The organism is Microbacterium kyungheense, from assembly GCF_006783905.1.
In the GTDB taxonomy this organism is placed as follows: Bacteria; Actinomycetota; Actinomycetes; order Actinomycetales; family Microbacteriaceae; genus Microbacterium; species Microbacterium kyungheense.
In genome coordinates this window covers 249,742-267,496 of record NZ_VFPE01000002.1, presented here as the reverse complement: position 1 = coordinate 267,496, position 17,755 = coordinate 249,742, and the positions used below count along the sequence as shown (strand labels likewise).

The window sequence follows — 17,755 nt, the reverse complement described above, 5'->3', positions numbered from 1 at the left end:
GGCGGCGTCAGAGGTTCGCCGCGAAATCCTTGAACCAGGGACGCAGATCGGGACCGAGGTCTTCGCGATCGACCGCGAGCTGCACGATGGCCTTGATGTAGTCCACCCTATCGCCGGTGTCGTAGCGACGGCCACGGAAGACCACGCCGTACACGCCGGGCCCGTCGGGGTCGGCCGCCAGCTCCTGCAGTGCGTCCGTGAGCTGGATCTCGCCGCCCTTGCCCGGCTCCGTGCGCTCGAGGATGTCGAACACGGCGGGACTCAGCACGTAGCGGCCGATGATGGCGAGGTTCGACGGGGCGTCCTCGGCGCTCGGCTTCTCGACGAGGCCGTTCACCTTCACGATGCCGTCATGCTCGGTCGGCTCGGCGGATGCGACGCCGTACAGGTGGATGTGCGTCTGGGGCACCTCCATGAGCGCGATCACCGCGGCGCCGGTGCGCCGGTGCTCCTCGATCATCGTGGTGAGCAGCTCGTCGCGCTCGTCGATGAGGTCGTCGCCCAGCATGACCGCGAACGAGGAGTCGCCCACGTGCGCCTTCGCGCGCAGCACAGCGTGGCCGAGGCCCTTCGGCTCGCCCTGGCGGACGAAGTGGATGTCGGCGAGGTCGCTGGATTCGAGGACGCGGCGCAGGCGATCCGTGTCGCCCTTGTCCTTCAGCTTCTCTTCGAGCTCGGGCACCGAGTCGAAGTGATTCGAGATCGCGTTCTTGTTGCGCCCGATGATCACCAGGATGTCGTCGATGCCGGCCTGCGCGGCCTCTTCGACGACGTACTGGATCGCCGGCTTGTCGACGACGGGGAGCATCTCTTTGGGCATCGCCTTCGTTGCCGGGAGGAAGCGGGTGCCGAGGCCGGCGGCCGGGATCACGGCCTTGATCGGGGGATGTGGCATTGTCCGAGTCTATGCCGCCCGGGTGCTCGCCCCGGGAGGTGGCGGGCGCGGTCTACAATTCGCCCCGTAGAATCGAGGGCATGTCCGACGCGATCGCCGACGCCAAGCGCGCCCTGCGCGCCGAGCTGCGGGAGCGACGCCAGATGCTCTCCGACGCCGCCCGCGAGAACGCCGAGGACGGCATCCGCGCCCAGCTCGACGCCCTCATCGACGAGCACGGCGCCCGGTCGATCTCGTGCTTCCTGTCGACCATGGCCGAACCCGGCACCCGCTCGTTCGTGGCCGAGGCCGCGGCTCGCGGCATCCGCGTCCTCCTTCCGGTCACCCGCACCGATGGTCTGCTGGATTGGGCGGTCGCCACGCCGGACGGCGACATCGCCGAGGGGCTCTTCGGGCTTCCCGAGCCCGTCGGCGAGCTGCTCGGACCCATCGCGCTGAACGATGTCGACCTGCTCGTCGTGCCGGCGGCAGCCGTCGACCGGACGGGCATGCGGCTCGGCTGGGGGCGCGGCTTCTACGACAAGACCCTCGGCTCGATGGAGCGCTGCCCGCCCGTGTACGCCGTCGTGTACGACTCCGAGCTCGTCGACGAAGTGCCCAGCGACGTCCACGACCAGCGCGTCACCGGGGTCGTCACCCCGACGCAGACCATCACCCTCGCGCCCACGCGGCGCTGAACCCGAACCGCGAGAGAACCCATGCCCACCTACGCCTACGCCTGCAAGCAGTGCGGTCACCGCTTCGACGCCGTGCAGTCCTTCGCCGACCCCACCCTCACCGAGTGCCCCGAATGCGGCGGCCCGCTGCGCAAGGAGTACGGCTCGATCGGCGTGACCTTCAACGGCTCGGGCTTCTACCGGACCGACTCCCGCGCCGGTGCCAAGAGCTCGGGATCGGATGCCTCGGGTGGCGCCACCTCGTCGACTTCGACATCATCGAAGACCGAGGCGAAGGCCTCGCCCGCGTCCTAGCCTGATCCGCCCGATCCGACGCGGGAACGACACCCAGGGGGGTACACGTGATCAAGGGCTTCAAGGAATTCATCCTGCGCGGCAACGTCATCGACCTGGCGGTCGCGGTCGTCATCGGCGCCGCGTTCACGGCGATCGTCAACGCCATCGTCAACGGCCTCATCAACCCGCTCATCGCGCTGGTCTTCAATGCGAGCAGCCTTGACGCGGTCGGCTGGACCGTCGTCAACATCAACGGCGAGAAGGTCTTCTTCGGCTTCGGCATGATCCTCGGCGCGATCATCAACTTCCTCGCGGTCGCCGTCGTGGTCTACTTCGTGTTCGTCTACCCGATGAACCGCATCAAGGAGCGCGCTGCCGCACGCGCCGGAGTCACCCCCGCCGACGAGGAGCCCAAGCTCCCGACCGAGCAGGAGCTGCTCGTCCAGATCCGCGACCTGCTCGAGAAGCCGCACTCCTGACGGGCGTCGCGCGTCAGTAGTGGGGCGGGACGTCGCGGCGCATGCGCTCGTCGTTCGGCCCCGAGGAATCGGTGGATGCCGCGCCGCCTGCGGTCGCGGCATCCACCGACTCATCGGCTGGCGTCGGCTCGGCGGTCGTACCGGGAGCAGGGGTCAGCTTCGCCCGACGTGACCCTGCGACCCGCTCGACGCGCTGACGGTCATTCGACGACATCGATGGGCTGCGTCTCATTGTCGACGCGCGGGGCATCCGGCGGCACGCCGAGCATCGCGGCGATCCGCTGCGCCACCTCGGCGGGGTCGCGATACAGGTCGAACGAGTGCACGCGCACGTAGTGCCAGCCGAGGCGCCGCAGCACCTGCGGTCGCAGGCGCAGCGATTCACGCAGTGACTCGCCCACGGTCTCGGGGTCGCTCTCGACGACGACGGCCTTGCCGTCGTACTGCGCCACCAGCGGCAGCAGGCCGCGGTAATGGACGTCGACCGACAGGCCGGCACGGCGCAGCTCACGGGCGAGCGCACGCGTCAGCGGATCGGCCAGGTCCTCGAGCCGCGCCTCGCGGGACCGCGCCGCGATGCCCCCGAGGATCGACATCAGCGTCGCCGCGCCGTACTCCAGCCGCCCGTCGTCGAACGCCGACGGGCGGATCGACGAGACGATGACCATCGACCGGCGGGCACGCGTCATGCCGACCGTGAGCAGCCGCTCGCCGTCGGGCGTGGACAGGTCGCCGAAGTCGCTCAGCACGCGGCCGTGCTTGGTGAGCCCGAAGCCCAGTGAGAAGATCACACGATCGCGGCTCTCGGCCACCGATTCCTCGAGCGTCAGCACGGCGAAGGGCTCCGCCGTGTCGCGCGAGACGAAGTCGGCGACGTCGGAGCGCCCCACGAACGCGGCCTCGACGGCGCCGCGGATGCGTTCGGCATGCCGCGCGCTCGCGGTGACGACCATGAGCGACTCGGTGCCGCGGTTCACGGCATGCTCGACCACGAGCGTCACGACGCGCGCGACCTCGGAGTCGGGACTCTCGACGGCGCCCGTCACGGGATCGGGGGCGCCGTGGCCACCCTCGACGTAGTCCACCGCGAGGCTGCCGCGCCCGAGGTACGACCCCGCCCAGGGCAGCGACACGAGCTCGCCGCCGTAGAACGCGTCGTTCACCAGGGCCGCCAGGTCCTCGCCGCCCGCACGGTAGCTGCGGGTCAGCGTCTCGACGGGGAACAGCTCGGCCAGCCGCTCGAACACGCTGGTGTGATCGAACGGCGCCTCGTCGTCGGCGGCGCCCTCTCCCGCCGGCGCGGCGGGCACGGACGGCGCCGAGACGCCGGCGCCGACCACGAAGGGCGTCGGCTTCTGCGTCACGGGATCACCGAACGCCACCACCTGCGTCGCCCGGCGCAGCGCGGGTGCGGCCTCCGCGAGGCACAGGGCCGCGGCATCCGCCAGCACGACGACGTCGAAGGCCGCCGCCTCGGGGATCCGCGGGACCTCGTAGGGCGACGCCAGCCACACCGGAGCGAGCGTCCGCGACAGGGTCGGTGCGACGGCGACGAGCTCGGCCGGTGTCACCGCCCCCCGCTTGAGCGCCTGCTTGAGCGCAGCGGCCTCGTCGGCGTGGTCGACGATGCCGATCCGCCACTGCGTGGCCAGCTGTGCGGCGAGGAGCGGTCCGGATGCCGCCGCGTGCGCCTCGTCCACGAGGCGGAAGTCCCGCTCCAGACGGTCGACCACCGCGGTGTTGGCGCCGAGCACGGCGCGGTCGGTGCGCAGCACCAGTTCGAGCGCGGACTGCCACCACGCGAACTCCAGTTCGGCGGCGACCTGCTCCTCGGGCACATGCCGCACCGACAGCTCCAGCAGCAGCGGCTCGAGGCCGAGGGCTGCCAGCTCGGTGCGCAGCGTGGCGCGCTCCTTGAGGTTGTCGAACACGTCGGAGTCGGCGGCGAGTCCCGCGAGGGTGCGCACGAGCTGCTTCACGGGGAGCGCCCCGAGCCGATCAGGTCCGCTGCGGCCGAGGACGCCGTCGAGCTCGCCCAGCTCGGACTCGACGCGGTGCCACGCGACCTGCACGTCGCCGAGGCCGAGCGGAACCTCGGGGGTCACCCCGGACTCGACGTAGCGCTGCCACTCGGTGCGCTGCTGCTGGATGCGCACCAGCGCCTCATACATGTCGGGCACATGGACGCCGGGACGCAGGTACTCCCGCGACAGGCGCCGCAGCCTGCGGCGGTTCGCCCCCGTCATGTCGGGCGCGTCCCGGCGGGCGGCATGCGCCTGGATCAGCTCACCCAGGGGGCGCTCGAACACCGTCATGCTGAACTTGTCGAGGGAGTCGCGGATCCCCTGCATCAGGCGCAGGTACGCGCCCAGCTCGTCGACGGTCTGGAAGGGGCGCATGCGCGTCTGGCCGACCAGTTCGTAGCCGCGCTCGAGCAGCGTGGGCAGGTCGCTGCGCTGCAGCTTCCCCGCCAGGGCGTGCGCGGCACGCGCCTCTTCGACGGTCGAGAACGTCACGCCGTACCAGGGAGAGTCGTCGGGGCCGAAGCGGAACTCCCCCAGTCGCGCGGCCGCCGCGAGCTTCGCCGCGGCCTCGGGGCGCGTCGTCGCGAGGCTCTCGAGGGCGTCCTCGTCGAAGCGCGCCTCCGTCGCCGGCGCGACGCCGGACTCGGCGAGCGTCGCGAGGGCGCGCAGGATGTCGAGCACCGAGACGCCGAGCGAGGGATGCCGGTCGGTCACCGCGGCGCGGTAGTCGCCGAGCACGCCGCGCAGCCGCACGAGGGCGTCGTCGATGTCGGCGACCTTGGGACTCTCTGCCTTCTCGTTGCGGCCGATCGCGCGGATGAGGTCGCGCTGCAACCTGTCGGGCGACACCGCGAGCCCCGGCAGCCCGATGCCGGCGAGGCGATGCCGCACGCCGTCGAGCGTGGAGCGCCGCGCACTGACCACGAGCACGTTCTTGCCCGCGCGGACCAGCTGGCCGATCGTGTTGATGACCGTCTGGGTGCCGCCGGTGCCCGGGAGGGTGTGGACGACGAGGGACTGGCCGTCGGCGATGCGCGCCAAGACCCGCTCCTGCTCGGAGTCGGCGTCCAGGAGCAGGGTGTCCGCCGCCGGGGGGCGGTGGTCGGGGCTGGTCGGGACGGGTCCGTCACGGCGGATGGTGAGAGACTCACGGTCCGAGACGTGGCCCGCCAGCGCGTTGAGCACGGGATGGTCGAGGTTCGCGGCATCCGCCGCCATGCGCCCGCCCACGTCGGCGAAGCTCGACACCAGCAGACGCGGTTTGACCACGTAGCTGTCGATGGACGCCGTGAGCGCTCGGAGGTGGTCGATGACCGGCTGCGGCTTGAACACGCCGCCCTCGTACGCGAGGGCGGCGAGGCCGCCCGCGTCGATCGCGATGCCGAAGTGACGCCGCATCGCGCGGACCAGCTCGGGGTTGACCGAGAACGTGCCGTGCAGCTTGAGCTCGAAGTCCCCGTGGTGGCGGCGGATCGCCAGGGGGCGCAGCAGCACCGGGGCGCTGCACACCAGTCCGCCCAGCCGCCAGTGGGCGAGTCCGACCGCGAGACGGACGGTGTCGAGCCCCCGCGTCGTGCGCAGCTCGAGGTCCTTGGCGGTGATGCGCTCGGCGGCCAGCCGCGCGCCGCGCAGCGCGACCTCGTCGCGGAACAGGTTCGACAGCAGCGTCGACCTGCCGGTGATGAACTGCGGCAGACTGCCGGGGTGCGCCTTGGTGATCTCGATCGCCGCATCCTGGCCGTCGATGAAGTGCTGCAGCGTGGAGCGGCCGCCGAGCGCCGCCGACTGCAGTCGCAGGCGGTCGCGCTCCGGTTCGGCGACGTGGACGACCGTCACGTCGGGTTCGGCGAGGCCGAGATCGCCGGGGGTCACGACCGACCCGCGTTCGGCGTCTTCTGCGCCCAACACGGCGCTCCGCTCTGCTCGCCACACACGAGCCACCCTAAGCGGAGCACGCACAGGGCACTTGCAATGGACCTGAGTTTCGCGGTATTGGGCGGCCGGCGGGGCCTCCCCTCCTCCCCCGTATGCAGCTTCTCCGCGACAGCCGCCGGTTTCCCACAGTCCGCGATCCCGCCGGCTGTGAGCGGGTCCCCGAGCGCAAGGATGGTCGCATGACCACGACGGATCCGCCCCGCTACCGCGTCCACCCGTCGCCCATCGGCGACATCCTCATCGTCGTCACCGACGACGGCATCGTGACGCTGCATCCCTTCGACGGCCCGCTCGACAACGAGATCGAGCGCGTCTCGCTGCAGCTGCGCGCCGTCCCTGTCCCCGATATCGGAGAGGATGCCGAAGACAGCCGTGCGACCGATGTCGAGCCCGACCCGTTCGACGCGGCCGAGACGCAGCTCGACGAGTACTTCGACGGCACCCGCACGCACTTCGACCTCCCGCTGGACTGGCGCCTCGTGCGCGGGTTCACGCGCGCCGCGCTCGAGGCCGTCTGCGACATCCCCTACGGCGAGACCGCGGGCTACGGCGAAGTGGCCATCGCCGCCGGAGTGGCCCGGGCCGCACGTGCGGTGGGCACCGCGTGCGCCACCACACCGTTCTCGATCGTCGTCCCCGTGCATCGCGTGGTGCGCGCCGACGGGTCGCTCGGCGAGTACGGGGGGCGGCCCGACATCAAGCGCTTCCTCATCGAGCTCGAAAGCAGACCGAGCATCCCCAGCGCCCCGCCGGGTGCGCAGGATGCGCAGACCGCGGGCGTGTAGGCCGCCCGCGTCGCGGGGCCGAGGCAGCGCCTGGGCCCCGCCCTTCCCCCGCCCCCGTGGGAGCGCCCGGTGATAGGGTCGACGCTACGAAAACCGGCGGCGAGGACGCCGTCACCCGGAAGTAGGTAGTCGTGGGCGCGTCCCTCCCACACCAGGCACCGGGCCCCGAGAGCGCTCGAGCGGGGGTCCGTGCTGCCTTCGGCGCACCCGACGACGACCTGAGCGACGCACAGGCCCTCGACCATGCTGTGGCCGAGCTCGTGCGACGCACACGATTCCCCGTCGCGTTCGGCGGCCTCGTCCTCGACGGCGCGATCCATGTCACGTCGATCCATGGCGCACGCACCCACAGCCTCGACGGCCTCGTCGTCGAGGCCGCCCGCGGTCTGGGCGGCCGTGCGCTCATCGAGCAGCGACCGCGCCTCGCCATCGACTACCGCTCGGCCCGCAGCATCACCCACGACTACGACCGTGCCGTGCTCGGCGAGGGCATCGCGACGCTGTTCGCCGTCCCGATCATGGTGACGGGCCGCGCCCGCGGCGTCATCTACTGCGGGTCGTGGGCCGAAGCGCCCGTGGGCGACGTCGTCGCGCGGCCCGCGTTCGCGGTGGCCGACGAGCTGTCGAGCGAGCTGCGCATCCGTGACGAGGTGCAGCGCCGGCTGACGCGCAACCGTGGCGCTGCGGCACCTGCGACCCTTCCGGCCGCGACGCGGGAAGGGCTGCGCGAGACGTATGCCGAGCTGCGCAGCATCTCGGCGATCGTGGCCGATCCGGCCGTCCGCGCGCGACTCGATCGCCTCGAGCATCGCCTGGCCGCCCTTTCGCAGGATCCCGCCGAGCAGTCGGTGGAGCTCGATGTGCGGCTGTCCCCCCGAGAGCTCGACGTCCTGGCCTGCGCCGCGCTGGGCTCGACCAACGCCGAGATCGCCACAGCGCTGGACCTCAAAGAAGGAACGGTCAAGTCGTACCTGCAGTCCGCGATGGCGAAACTCGATGCGTCGACCCGGCATGCCGCCGTCGTCATGGCGCGCCGGGCCGGAATCCTTCCCTGACACCATTGCGCGCGCCTATTGTCGGCGCGTCCCGGCGAATTGTTTGCCACCATGCAATTGCCCTGCGTAATGTGATTGCTTATGGCCCGTAAAATCATCCATCAGCTCGTCGACGACATCGACGGCACCGTCCTCGAAGTCGGCGACGGCGAGACCATCCTTTTCTCGCTGGACGGCATCGCATATGAGATCGACCTCTCGGCTGAGAATGCCGCCGCACTGCGAGACGCCCTCTCGGCCTACACCTCCGCCGGCCGGCGCGTGAGCTCCGGGCGCTCCACCGCTCCCGCCCCCGCTGCCGCAGGCCGCCGCCGCGCGGGTCAGCGCGACCTCGGCGTCGTCCGGGAGTGGGCCAAGGCGAACGGCTTCAAGGTGTCGGAGCGGGGCAGGGTTCCGGCATCCATTCTCGACGCTTACGACGCAGCGCACTGACCGATATCCGACGAAAGGCCCTCACGGCGATCAGCATCGCCGTGAGGGCCTTTTGTTCTCCGTCTCAGACGGAAATCCGTGAGAGCTGCATGAGAATCTCGTCGACTTTGTCTTTCGCGTCGCCGAAGAGCATCTGCGTGTTGTCACGGAAGAAGAGCGGATTCGCGACGCCCGCATATCCCGAGGCCATCGAGCGCTTGAAGACGATCACATTCGACGCCTCCCACACCCGCAGCACGGGCATTCCGGCGATCGGGCTCGACGGGTCTTCGGCGGCCGCCGGATTGACCGTGTCGTTCGCACCGATGACCAACACGACGTCCGTCCGGGCGAGGTCGTCGTTGATCTCGTCCATCTCGAGCACGATGTCGTACGGCACCTTCGCCTCGGCCAGCAGCACGTTCATGTGTCCCGGCAGACGACCGGCGACGGGATGGATGCCGAACCGCACGTCGACGCCGCGCTCGCGCAGCTTCTGCACGAGGTCGGCGACACCGTGCTGCGCCTGTGCGACGGCCATGCCGTACCCCGGCGTGATGACGACGGTGCCGGCTGCCGCGAGCAGATCGGCGGCGCTCGCCGCGTCGATCTCGCGGTGCTCGCCCTGCTGCTCGTCGCCGCCCTTCGGCGCCTCGATGCCGAAGCCGCCCGCGATGACCGACAGGAACGAGCGGTTCATGGCCTTGCACATGATGTAGCTCAGGTAGGCGCCTGACGAGCCCACCAGCGCTCCCGTGACGATCAGCAGGTCGTTGTTCAGCAGGAAGCCGGCCGCCGCCGCGGCCCACCCGGAGTAGCTGTTGAGCATCGAGACGACGACGGGCATGTCGCCGCCGCCGATGGAGGCGACCAGATGCCAGCCGAGCGCCAGCGCCAGGACGGTCACGAGCACGAGCAGCCACAGCTCGGGCGTGAGGACGTACCAGACGGTCAGGGCGACGAACACGACGAGCGCACCGACATTGAGCACGTTCTTGCCGGGAAGCATGAGCGGTCGCGACGAAATGCGGGCCGACAGCTTCAGGAACGCCACGATCGAGCCCGTGAAGGTCACGCCGCCGATGAAGACCCCGATGAACACCTCCGCATGGTGGATGTCGGCGAGGGCACCGTCGAGTCCGGCGTCGTACAGAGCGCCGTTCCAGCCGACCAGCACCGCGGCGAGTCCGACGAACGAGTGCAGCAGGGCGATGAGCTCCGGCATCCCGGTCATCTCGACGACGCGCGCACGCCACAGTCCGATCGCACCGCCCACGACGACGGCCACCACGAGCAGGACGAGCCCCGTCGCGCCCTGCGGGGTGCCCCACGCGCCGGCGGCGGTGAGCCACACCGTCGCCACGAGCGCGACGATCATTCCGACGATGCCGAAGGTCACCCCGCGGCGGCTGGTCTCGTGCTTGCTGAGTCCGGCGAGGCTCAGGATGAACAGCAGGGCCGCGACGACGTAGGCCGCCGCGGCGACGGCACCCGCGACCGCGATCATCGGGCCTCACCCTTCCGGAACATGGCGAGCATGCGACGCGTGACGGCGAAGCCGCCGAAGATGTTGATGCTCGCCAGCAGCACCGCGACGGCCGCGAGGATCTGCACCGTGAGGTCGGGCGCCGTGATCTGCACCATGGCGCCGACCACGATGATCCCCGAGATGGCGTTGGTGACGCTCATCAGCGGGGTGTGCAGGGCGTGCGCGACGTGCCCGATGACGTAGAAGCCGACGACGACGGCAAGCGTGAGCACCAGGAAGTGCTGCGGCAGGGGTGGTGGCGCGAACGCGCATACGGCGAAGAGCGCGGCGATCCCCGCGGCGATGAGCGCCGTGCGCGCACCCGCCGACATCGGGGCGCGTGCGGCGGGGACAGACGACGCCTGCACGGGCGCGGATGCCGCGGCGGGGGCGGCCGACACCTGGACGGGCGGCGGCGGCCACGTCACCTCGCCGTCGCGGACGACGGTGGCCGTGCGCTGCACGACGTCGTCGAAGTCGAGCGTGAGCACACCGTCCTTGCGGGGTGTCAGCAGCTTCAGCAGGTTGACGAGGTTCGTCGCGAACAGCTGGGACGCCTGCTGCGGGAGTCGTCCGGCCAGATCGGTGTACCCGAGGATCACGACGCCGTTGTCGGTCACGACCCGCTCCCCCGCGATCGAGCCCGCGACGTTGCCGCCCTGACCGGCCGCCATGTCGACGATGACGCTCCCCGGCTTCATGCGCGCCACGTCTGCGGCGGTGATGAGGCGAGGTGCGGGACGCCCGGGGATGAGCGCCGTCGTGATGATGATGTCGACGTCGGCCGCCTGCTCCGAGTAGATCTCGGCCGCCCGCCGGTCGTACGCCTCGCTCGTGGCCTTCGCATAGCCGTCGGCCGACACCTGCTTATTCTCGTCGGGGACGACCACCTCCAGGTACTGGCCGCCGATCGACGCCACCTGGTCGGCGACCTCCGGGCGCGGGTCGGTCGCGCGGACGATCGCGCCCAGGCTCGACGCGGCGCCGATCGCCGCCAGGCCCGCCACGCCGGCGCCCGCCACGAGCACCTTGGCCGGCGGCACCTTGCCGGCGGCCGTGACCTGCCCGGTGAAGAACCGCCCGAATTCGTGCGCGGCTTCGACGACCGCGCGGTAGCCGGCGATGTTGGCCATCGAGCTCAGCACGTCCATCGACTGCGCGCGCGAGATGCGCGGCACCGCGTCGAGCGCCACGGCGGTGATGCCTCGTGTCGCGAGCGCGTCGACGAGGTCCGGTCGCAGTGCGGGGCTCAGCATCGCGACGACGGTCGCCCCGTCGGCGAGACGGTCGATCTCGGCCGGCGTCGGCGCGTTCACCTTGAGCACCACCGGTGACGCCCAGGCCGTGGCCGCATCCACCACGACGGCTCCGGATGCTGCGTAGGCGGCATCCGGGAACGACGACGCCGCCCCCGCCCCGGCTTCGACGACGACGTCATAGCCCAGGGCGATGAGTTTGGGAACGGTGGTGGGGGTCGCGGCCACCCGGTTCTCTCCGGGCGCTTCGGCGACGATGCCAATGCGGGTCATGCGTGCCACGATGTCAGACCGTCGCGTCGGTACGCCACGTAAGTCACCCGACACGGCTCAGAAAACCACGGAACTTTCTGATCCGATAAGGATTCTTCGCCGGGCTGCCTCATAGAAGGCGGCAAGACCCGTCGTAAGTGCGGCCCGTACCCATGAAGCATGGACACGACGTTCGAGGCCGGGCGCGACTTCCGCGCGGTGTTCTACAGCGGGCCGGCGCTGACCGACGGCGGCTCGTACAGCGTGGCCGTCAACGGCACGACAGCTGCCACCGTCACCGAGGGCTCCAACGTGGCCGGCGGTGGCATGGGAGGCGGCATGGGCGCCGGACCCGGTGGAGGCGGCGGACAGCGCCCCTGACCGGCCGGGATGCGGCATCCACCGAAAACATGGGAGCTCCCTCCGAATCGGCACCGGACGGCGCGTAGGGGTTGCGGACCGGCGCGGATCTCGGAATCGTGGCCGGTTCACAGCCCCAACGGAAAGGAAACGCATGCTCACGCTGACCCAGACCGCCGCCGAGGCCGTCAAAGAGATCGTCTCGCGAGTGCCCGCCGTCCAGGACGGCGGCGTCCGCATCCGAGACACGGGAGGCACCGGCGGATTCGAGCTGAGCGTCGCCCCCGACCCGCAGCCGGCCGACACGATCGTCGTCACGGACGGCGCCCGCGTCTTCCTCGACGAGACTGCCGCGATCGCACTCGAGGACCGCGTCCTCGACGCGGAACTGTCGGACGACGGCGCCGTGCGCTTCGCCCTCGCGACCCAGGGCTGACGCCCCGCGGCTTGCGGCCCCGGCATCCACTTGTCCCTTCGCGGATGGATGCCGGGGCCTTCGTCGTGGGACGGCCGTGCCCAGGTAGACTCGTTCGGCCAGCCTCTGTAGCTCAATGGAAGAGCAGTTCCGTCCTAAGGAAACGGTTGGGGGTTCGAGTCCCTCCAGGGGCACAGTCTCTTTTTGCCCTTGACCAGGTGTTTCTTCTGTGGTCAGACCACGCGAAACGCGTTTTTGCCCGCTTTTTGCCCGCATTCTTAAATTTTGGAGCGCCGACAACGGCCGTCTGCAACGGCCTTCGCGGGACGTCTGAGAGCGTCAAATCGAGCGTTTCGGGCGAGATCTGCCTCGTCGAAATACTGAGCAATCTGCTCTCTGGGGTCACTGAGGTCGGGCGTAGCGAGTCTGCGGCCCTGACGGCAGCGCCACCAACGGCATCTGGTCGTTCAGACGGGTCGCGACGGCATCCAGATCGTCGTCGAAGAGGTCGGCATAGGTGTCCAGCGTCATCGCCGCGGACGCGTGCCCGAGCATCCGCTGTACGGCCTTCACGTTCGCACCCGAGCTGATCGCGAGTGACGCGGCGGTATGGCGGAGGTCGTGAGGGGTGAGCCGAGGGATCGATGGATCGAACTCCTGCGCGCGCCGGACCGCATTCGCGAACCATCCCTTGCTGCCCGAGTTGCGCATGTGATTGACCTCGTCGCCGAAGAGCAGCCCTTCGGGACCCTTCCCGGCGCACGCCTGGTCGATCATCGGAGCGAGACGCTCGGGGTACGGGACCGAGCGCTTCTCGTGCGTCTTCGGCGTGCCGACATGGATCTCGTACGCGATCATCACCGCGTTCTCCTCGATGACGAAGCGCCGTCGGAGGCGGTTCACGCTGCGCACGCGCAGTCCCGTCGCCTCGCCCCAGCGGAGGCCGGTGTACGCCAACGTCAGGACAAGCGTCGGATACGCCGAGCACGCCGCCAGCGTCGCGACCTGGTCATGCGAGAGGTAGACGCGACGCTTGCCCGGCCCGTGCCGGGGAAGGTTGCGCACATGGCGGGCTGGATTGCTCGCGAGGCGGCGATCGTCCATGGCGACGTCGAGGATGCCGGCGAGGACTCCCAGTGCTCGAAGAACGACCGTGCGCGACTTCTGCGTCGCAAGGTCGGACACCCAATCCTGGACTTCCGAGCGCCGGATCGACGAGATCTCCCTGTCGGCCCATACCGGCGCGACATGGTTCTTCCACGCCCGCTCGAGCGTCATGTAGTACGAGGGCTTCGACATCGGCGGCTGCTTGGATCGCAGCCAGCTGTCGGCGAACATCCGGACAGGAACCCGCGACGAGGACGGGTCGATGTACTCGCCCTTCGACTTCGACACCGTGACCATCGAGAGGTACAGCTTCGCTTCGCGCATCGTCGTGAAGCCGCGCTTTTCCGCCTCGGTGCGATCCGGCTTGCGATAGCGCACGCGGTAGCGGCGGCCCTTCGCCGACTCGTAGGGGGTGATGCTGCCCATCTCGACCTCCCGTGCCGGCTCGATCGTCAGTATTGGGCCAGTGTCGAACACTGGTCGGAGGCCGTCAATGCGGCCGACGACAGATGTGGATAGATGGCGGAAGACGTCGTCAAATGGTGTTGGAGTCGAGGGGCGCCTCCTCCGACGCCGAGAGTGAAGCGATCGAGCACGGCTCCATTCTCGCCGCACTCATCGCAGAGGCTCACCCTAACGGTGCACGGTTCTGTTGCTGCAGCGCAACAGTTCAGACACGCGGCCGCAGCTACTCCGCGAGGTCCGACGTCGGGCCGTGCGGCTTCGCGAAGTCCACGTTGACCGGATGCACCATGCCGTCCGTCAGGCGCACCGGGTTGCGCTTGGATGCCTTCGTAGTGCCGTACTGGACGAGGATCTTCTCGCCCTTCGCATTCGTCCTCTCCGCGGTGCGGTGCCTGGGCGGTTCCTTGTGCTGAGGCTGCCTCCCGCGCTTCTTCGCCGCGGCAGCCTGCCTGCGCTTCCTCGCCTCCTGCGCCTCCGGCTGTTGATGGGGGTATAGCCCGTTCTCTCTGCGCCACTTGTCCACGAGCTGCGCTCTTTCCTGCCTCGCACTGGGTTTCTGGTCCTTCCCCATCGGCACCACCTGCCTCTCTTCTGGCCACCGTAACCGATGCGGCGGACAGTATTTTGGGCCATGTGGGGTTTCTTATCATCACGACACAAATGCTGGTCATATGTCGCGAAATTCGTCCACGGAGCAGCCCTCGGTTAGCTCAGCCGGCGTGCTCGCACCCCACGCCCGTGAAAAACCCGCTCGGCGTCATCGGACTGAAGCACTCCGGGCACTGACCGTAGTCGCGCGGTGAAGTTCGGCTGCTCGTCGGCCCGGACTCGCGCCCGCCGGGATCCTCAGGATGGACGACCCGCCACAGTCCCGTCTGATCGCTCGGCTCCCGGCGCGGTCCTTCGCCGGCAACAGCGATGACCTCTTCCTTGGAGACGAACCCGTTGGTGGCGCCCCGATAGGTGTTGAGGTCAGGGCCCACCCCGGCACGTACGACGACGATGTACCCGGTCGTCTGGTAGGCGCCTTCCACACCGACAGCGTGCAGCATGTCCTTGATGAACCGGTCGTTCGCCACCGGGACGTGCTTGTTGCGCAGCGCGGTATCCAGCGACGCATATTGAGGGGCGCTGGCGAGGCATCGCACGGTCCTCCATCGGCGAGCCTGCTCCTCGGTGATGCCGACGTACAGTTGGTCGCGCTCGCCGAGGGTGCGGCCGGACATGTCCACCAGCGGCCACTCCGGGTTGCCGGCGTCGGTCCGCGGGATCTCGGGGTGGTGCTTCTCGAGGTGAAGCCGGATCTTCCGGCAGGCGGAGCGCCACTCGTTGACGTTCATCCCGGTCTTCTCTGCGAGCTCCTCCGTGGAGTAGCGGTGGTCCTCCCCGGGCGTTGCCGCGCACAGGTCTACCACCTGCGCGAAGCGCTGCGTCGTGATCGCGGAGCCCTCAGCCAGACGAGCAAGCGCATGCTCCGGCCACGGCTCGTGCTTGGCGAAAGCGGCACGGACGACGGCGTCTTTCGCAAGCTGGCTGTCCCGCACTTGTTCCGCGGTGGGGGGCTGGTGCTTCACCGCGCTGCTTCTGCCGGAAGTCGACCATGTGCTTGAGCTCGTCGTAGTCCTGCTTCGGGACTGCGAGCAGCAGCCATTCCGTCCCCATCGCGTCTCCCCGGACTCTTGTTGCCCGCTTGGGCTGCTGCACAGCAGCAGTAACCCATTACCCGAAATGTGTGCAATACATGCGCCGCACACGCTGCCGCCACGGCGCCAGGACTAGATGGACCACTGACCCCGCTGGTGCCGCCACATTCGGTGCTACTCGCTGGCGACTGTCTGGGAGAATCCGGCTAGGCCGTTCAGGGTCGAGCGAGGTGAGGGCGTGGGTCGTCGCATCGCGCTCGCCTCCTAGGCGGACTACGACCCGGTCGCTTGAGAAAGGGTGCACTACCACGCCGGGACAGCAGCGGTCAGTGCCTCCGACACCCGCCGGTCCTGCCGCACCGCGATCGTCCGCCACGCACATGTACAGGTCACCTCAGTCCAAAAGCGGTCGCGCACCGCGGCGATCACCGGCACATGCTCACGGTCGGCGGCCGACGGCATGATGGAGGAATGAGCTCAGCCGCTGTCCTCGCTACAGTCCAGATTCCCTCATCGGCGAATGCACCCATCGTGGCGGACTTCACGGAGCATGCGATTCGGGTTGCCTACGTGGCTCGCGAAGAGATTCTGCGTCTTGCCGAGGCGGAGTGGAGCAGCCCAGGCATCTATGTCCTGCTCGTTGACGACGGCTCCCGGCAGATATACGTCGGGCAGTCCACCAAGCTCCGCGATCGGCTCGCGGTGCACAGGCGGTCGAACGCGCAGGTGCCAGCTTGGACGCGTGCCGTGCTCATAAAGCGCGACACCTCCCATGGATTTAGCTCCGCTGATATCGGCTACCTCGAAGGGCGTCTTGCTGCAGAACTCGACGCGATTCCTGGATTGACTGTGGTCAAGGGGAAGGTCGACGAGGACACCACGCTGTCGGCGCCGGCGATGATGCCGCTGGACGCGATCATGCCCTCGATCTTTGCCGCCATTCGCCTCACCGGTCTGCGAATGGATCGGCTCGACGACGTCCCAGCGCAGTCGGCACCGACGACGACCTTCACCCGCACAGCCATTCCCGGCACGGTCGCCGACCTCCTCGCTGAGGGGCTCCTTCAGGCCGGGTCGGAGCTGTATTGCACTCGCCACGGCCTCGAAGGGCGGGGAACGATAGCTCCGGACGGGAACATCCTTGTGAATGGTGCCGGGTACAGCAACCCGTCACGGGCTGCTGCCGCGGCGTTTGACGGTACAAGCTCCGGAGGATTCGGAGGCTGGGAGATGTGGCGGGTCGGCAGCCTCTCGGGGCCATCGCTGTCTTCGCTGCGCGCACAGCTCCCAACCCGCTCAGAGGACTGAGACGACTGCGGCCCGGGCCAGGCGGATACGCTCGGCGTCGTGGAAGCTTTCGAACAGTTCGTCGCGTTGGCGATGGAATCAGAGGGCCTCGTCGTCTCCGAGGCGCTAAAGTTCCCGGTCACGATCCGAACGTCGAAGACAGCGTATCCCGAGTACCAGACGCACGGGTTCGAGGTCGACCTCGTCGGCGCCCGTGCGGACCGGCTGGTGCTTGCGACGGTCAAGTCGTTCTTTGGCTCCCGCGGTGTGGTCGCCGCGCATGTGCGCGGTGACAGCGCTGACAAGGTGTGGAATGCGAAGTACGCGGTGATCAATAACCCGGTCGTCCGCGACGGCGTCGTCTCCGGCGCCGCATCTCGCTTCGGGTACCCGATCGAGCTCGTCGAGTTGCGCCTGTACGTCGGGAAGTTCGCGGGCGCCGCGCACGAGGCTGCGGTGCGCGAGTGGTGCGCCCAGCAGATCTTGGGCGTCGGCCCGGTCGCTGTTATCGGGTCACGTGAGGTCGTGGAGGCTGTTCGCGCGGTTGCAAGCTCGAAAACGTACCGCGACAACGCCGTCCTGGCGTCGCTGAAGCTGCTGGACGCGGCCGGAGCTCTGCGGCCTATCGAGCCTCCCACGTGACTCAGCACCGCCGCCGGTCGACCCACCCTGCGACCCCCATACAGGCCTTGCCCGCCGCTGGGACCGAGTCGGTGTCGTCTTCCGTGCGACCGTCGCCGGCGGCAAGGACAATCGTGTAGTCCTTGAAGACCTCGTGCTGCTTCAGAAGCCGCTCAAGAGCCTTCGCCGAGGCGGCCCGTTTGAGCAGCCAGAAGGAATGCCGTATCTCGTCCCGCAGCTCGGAGGTGGAAAGGCGCATCTGGACCAAGAAGGTACGCGCCTCC

19 protein-coding genes and 1 tRNA gene are annotated in these 17,755 nt (G+C 69.1%); 11 read left to right on the top strand and 9 right to left on the bottom strand.

Annotated elements, in window-relative coordinates; all coding sequences use genetic code 11:
* Positions 1–7: 7 nt before the first annotated feature.
* On the bottom strand, positions 8–895 hold the full coding sequence (galU, locus tag FB391_RS07960; RefSeq protein WP_141893915.1) for a UTP--glucose-1-phosphate uridylyltransferase GalU: 888 nt from the start codon (positions 893–895) through the stop codon (positions 8–10).
* Between the two features lie 80 nt (positions 896–975).
* Here galU and FB391_RS07955 point away from each other — a divergent pair, with 80 nt between their 5' ends.
* Genes FB391_RS07955 through mscL form a run of 3 tightly spaced genes read left to right on the top strand, consistent with a single transcriptional unit; the run spans position 976 to position 2,327 of the window.
* Positions 976–1,572: a 5-formyltetrahydrofolate cyclo-ligase gene (locus FB391_RS07955; protein ID WP_141893914.1), complete on the top strand. Its 597-nt coding sequence runs from the start codon at positions 976–978 to the stop codon at positions 1,570–1,572.
* 21 nt (positions 1,573–1,593) lie between these two features.
* Positions 1,594–1,866 (top strand): FmdB family zinc ribbon protein, encoded by a 273-nt coding sequence (locus FB391_RS07950; protein ID WP_141893913.1) that lies wholly within the window; start codon positions 1,594–1,596, stop codon positions 1,864–1,866.
* A gap of 47 nt (positions 1,867–1,913) precedes the next feature.
* On the top strand, positions 1,914–2,327 hold the full coding sequence (mscL, locus tag FB391_RS07945; RefSeq protein WP_141893912.1) for a large conductance mechanosensitive channel protein MscL: 414 nt from the start codon (positions 1,914–1,916) through the stop codon (positions 2,325–2,327).
* Positions 2,328–2,340: 13 nt separating this feature from the next.
* Here mscL and FB391_RS07940 read toward each other — a convergent pair whose 3' ends face one another.
* Positions 2,341–2,541, bottom strand: coding sequence for a hypothetical protein (locus FB391_RS07940; RefSeq protein WP_141893911.1), 201 nt, complete (start codon positions 2,539–2,541; stop codon positions 2,341–2,343).
* Positions 2,528–6,256 carry an AAA family ATPase gene (locus tag FB391_RS07935; RefSeq protein ID WP_141894680.1) on the bottom strand — a complete coding sequence of 1,243 codons (3,729 nt, stop codon included), beginning with the start codon at positions 6,254–6,256 and terminating at the stop codon, positions 2,528–2,530. The genes FB391_RS07940 and FB391_RS07935 overlap by 14 nt, the downstream gene beginning before the upstream one ends.
* A 209-nt stretch (positions 6,257–6,465) precedes the next feature.
* On the opposite strand from FB391_RS07935, the gene FB391_RS07930 reads away from it, so the two are divergent.
* From FB391_RS07930 to FB391_RS07920, 3 genes are all read left to right on the top strand, one after another.
* A complete protein-coding gene (locus tag FB391_RS07930) occupies positions 6,466–7,071 on the top strand; it encodes a methylated-DNA--[protein]-cysteine S-methyltransferase (RefSeq protein ID WP_141893910.1) in 606 nt (201 codons plus the stop codon).
* 131 nt (positions 7,072–7,202) lie between these two features.
* A complete protein-coding gene (locus FB391_RS07925) occupies positions 7,203–8,126 on the top strand; it encodes a helix-turn-helix transcriptional regulator (protein ID WP_141893909.1) in 924 nt (307 codons plus the stop codon).
* A gap of 81 nt (positions 8,127–8,207) precedes the next feature.
* Entirely contained in the window at positions 8,208–8,558 is a 351-nt protein-coding gene (locus FB391_RS07920; RefSeq protein ID WP_141893908.1) for a histone-like nucleoid-structuring protein Lsr2, read from the top strand.
* 64 nt (positions 8,559–8,622) lie between these two features.
* On the opposite strand, the gene pntB is transcribed toward FB391_RS07920, so the two are convergent.
* Complete coding sequence (gene pntB, locus FB391_RS07915; RefSeq protein WP_141893907.1) at positions 8,623–10,044, bottom strand: Re/Si-specific NAD(P)(+) transhydrogenase subunit beta; 1,422 nt, start codon at positions 10,042–10,044, stop codon at positions 8,623–8,625.
* A complete protein-coding gene (locus tag FB391_RS07910) occupies positions 10,041–11,594 on the bottom strand; it encodes a Re/Si-specific NAD(P)(+) transhydrogenase subunit alpha (RefSeq protein ID WP_141893906.1) in 1,554 nt (517 codons plus the stop codon). Before FB391_RS07910 ends, pntB begins: the two co-directional genes overlap by 4 nt.
* Before the next feature lie 159 nt (positions 11,595–11,753).
* Between FB391_RS07910 and FB391_RS07905 the strand changes: the two genes are divergently transcribed.
* The 3 genes from FB391_RS07905 to FB391_RS07895 all read left to right on the top strand — a co-directional run bounded on the left by FB391_RS07905 (position 11,754) and on the right by FB391_RS07895 (position 12,542).
* The gene (locus FB391_RS07905) at positions 11,754–11,954 is read left to right on the top strand and encodes a hypothetical protein (protein ID WP_141893905.1); all 201 of its coding nucleotides are present in this window, start codon (positions 11,754–11,756) and stop codon (positions 11,952–11,954) included.
* Positions 11,955–12,087: 133 nt separating this feature from the next.
* A complete protein-coding gene (locus tag FB391_RS07900) occupies positions 12,088–12,369 on the top strand; it encodes a Fe-S cluster assembly protein HesB (RefSeq protein WP_141893904.1) in 282 nt (93 codons plus the stop codon).
* Positions 12,370–12,470: 101 nt separating this feature from the next.
* A tRNA-Arg gene (locus tag FB391_RS07895) sits at positions 12,471–12,542 on the top strand.
* A gap of 208 nt (positions 12,543–12,750) precedes the next feature.
* Here FB391_RS07895 and FB391_RS07890 read toward each other — a convergent pair.
* The 3 genes from FB391_RS07890 to FB391_RS07880 form a co-directional block, all read right to left on the bottom strand.
* A complete protein-coding gene (locus tag FB391_RS07890) occupies positions 12,751–13,881 on the bottom strand; it encodes a tyrosine-type recombinase/integrase (protein ID WP_141894679.1) in 1,131 nt (376 codons plus the stop codon).
* A gap of 262 nt (positions 13,882–14,143) precedes the next feature.
* A complete protein-coding gene (locus FB391_RS07885) occupies positions 14,144–14,443 on the bottom strand; it encodes a hypothetical protein (protein WP_141893903.1) in 300 nt (99 codons plus the stop codon).
* A 187-nt stretch (positions 14,444–14,630) separates the two neighbouring features.
* Positions 14,631–15,494, bottom strand: a complete 864-nt coding sequence (locus tag FB391_RS07880) for a hypothetical protein (protein ID WP_141893902.1) — start codon at positions 15,492–15,494, stop codon at positions 14,631–14,633.
* Between the two features lie 540 nt (positions 15,495–16,034).
* On the opposite strand from FB391_RS07880, the gene FB391_RS07875 reads away from it, so the two are divergent.
* Both FB391_RS07875 and FB391_RS07870 read left to right on the top strand, forming a co-directional pair.
* Positions 16,035–16,871, top strand: a complete 837-nt coding sequence (locus FB391_RS07875) for a restriction system modified-DNA reader domain-containing protein (RefSeq protein WP_141893901.1) — start codon at positions 16,035–16,037, stop codon at positions 16,869–16,871.
* Between the two features lie 39 nt (positions 16,872–16,910).
* A complete protein-coding gene (locus FB391_RS07870; protein WP_141893900.1) occupies positions 16,911–17,492 on the top strand; it encodes a hypothetical protein in 582 nt (193 codons plus the stop codon).
* Position 17,493: 1 nt separating this feature from the next.
* Here the strand turns inward: FB391_RS07870 and FB391_RS07865 are convergent, their stop codons facing one another.
* Positions 17,494–17,730, bottom strand: coding sequence for a hypothetical protein (locus FB391_RS07865; RefSeq protein WP_221886291.1), 237 nt, complete (start codon positions 17,728–17,730; stop codon positions 17,494–17,496).
* Positions 17,731–17,755: the final 25 nt, after the last annotated feature.

What these genes read in the sequence shown, in the direction of transcription:
- FB391_RS07940 (WP_141893911.1), bottom strand. Translation starts at nt 2,541, where the DNA reads ATGTCGTCGAATGACCGTCAGCGCGTCGAGCGGGTCGCAGGGTCACGT.
- FB391_RS07890 (WP_141894679.1), bottom strand. Translation starts at nt 13,881, where the DNA reads ATGGGCAGCATCACCCCCTACGAGTCGGCGAAGGGCCGCCGCTACCGC.
- FB391_RS07955 (WP_141893914.1), top strand. Translation starts at nt 976, where the DNA reads ATGTCCGACGCGATCGCCGACGCCAAGCGCGCCCTGCGCGCCGAGCTG.
- FB391_RS07865 (WP_221886291.1), bottom strand. Translation starts at nt 17,730, where the DNA reads ATGCGCCTTTCCACCTCCGAGCTGCGGGACGAGATACGGCATTCCTTC.
- galU (WP_141893915.1), bottom strand. Translation starts at nt 895, where the DNA reads ATGCCACATCCCCCGATCAAGGCCGTGATCCCGGCCGCCGGCCTCGGC.
- FB391_RS07930 (WP_141893910.1), top strand. Translation starts at nt 6,466, where the DNA reads ATGACCACGACGGATCCGCCCCGCTACCGCGTCCACCCGTCGCCCATC.
- FB391_RS07920 (WP_141893908.1), top strand. Translation starts at nt 8,208, where the DNA reads ATGGCCCGTAAAATCATCCATCAGCTCGTCGACGACATCGACGGCACC.
- FB391_RS07905 (WP_141893905.1), top strand. Translation starts at nt 11,754, where the DNA reads ATGGACACGACGTTCGAGGCCGGGCGCGACTTCCGCGCGGTGTTCTAC.
- FB391_RS07900 (WP_141893904.1), top strand. Translation starts at nt 12,088, where the DNA reads ATGCTCACGCTGACCCAGACCGCCGCCGAGGCCGTCAAAGAGATCGTC.
- FB391_RS07950 (WP_141893913.1), top strand. Translation starts at nt 1,594, where the DNA reads ATGCCCACCTACGCCTACGCCTGCAAGCAGTGCGGTCACCGCTTCGAC.
- FB391_RS07910 (WP_141893906.1), bottom strand. Translation starts at nt 11,594, where the DNA reads ATGACCCGCATTGGCATCGTCGCCGAAGCGCCCGGAGAGAACCGGGTG.
- FB391_RS07875 (WP_141893901.1), top strand. Translation starts at nt 16,035, where the DNA reads ATGAGCTCAGCCGCTGTCCTCGCTACAGTCCAGATTCCCTCATCGGCG.
- pntB (WP_141893907.1), bottom strand. Translation starts at nt 10,044, where the DNA reads ATGATCGCGGTCGCGGGTGCCGTCGCCGCGGCGGCCTACGTCGTCGCG.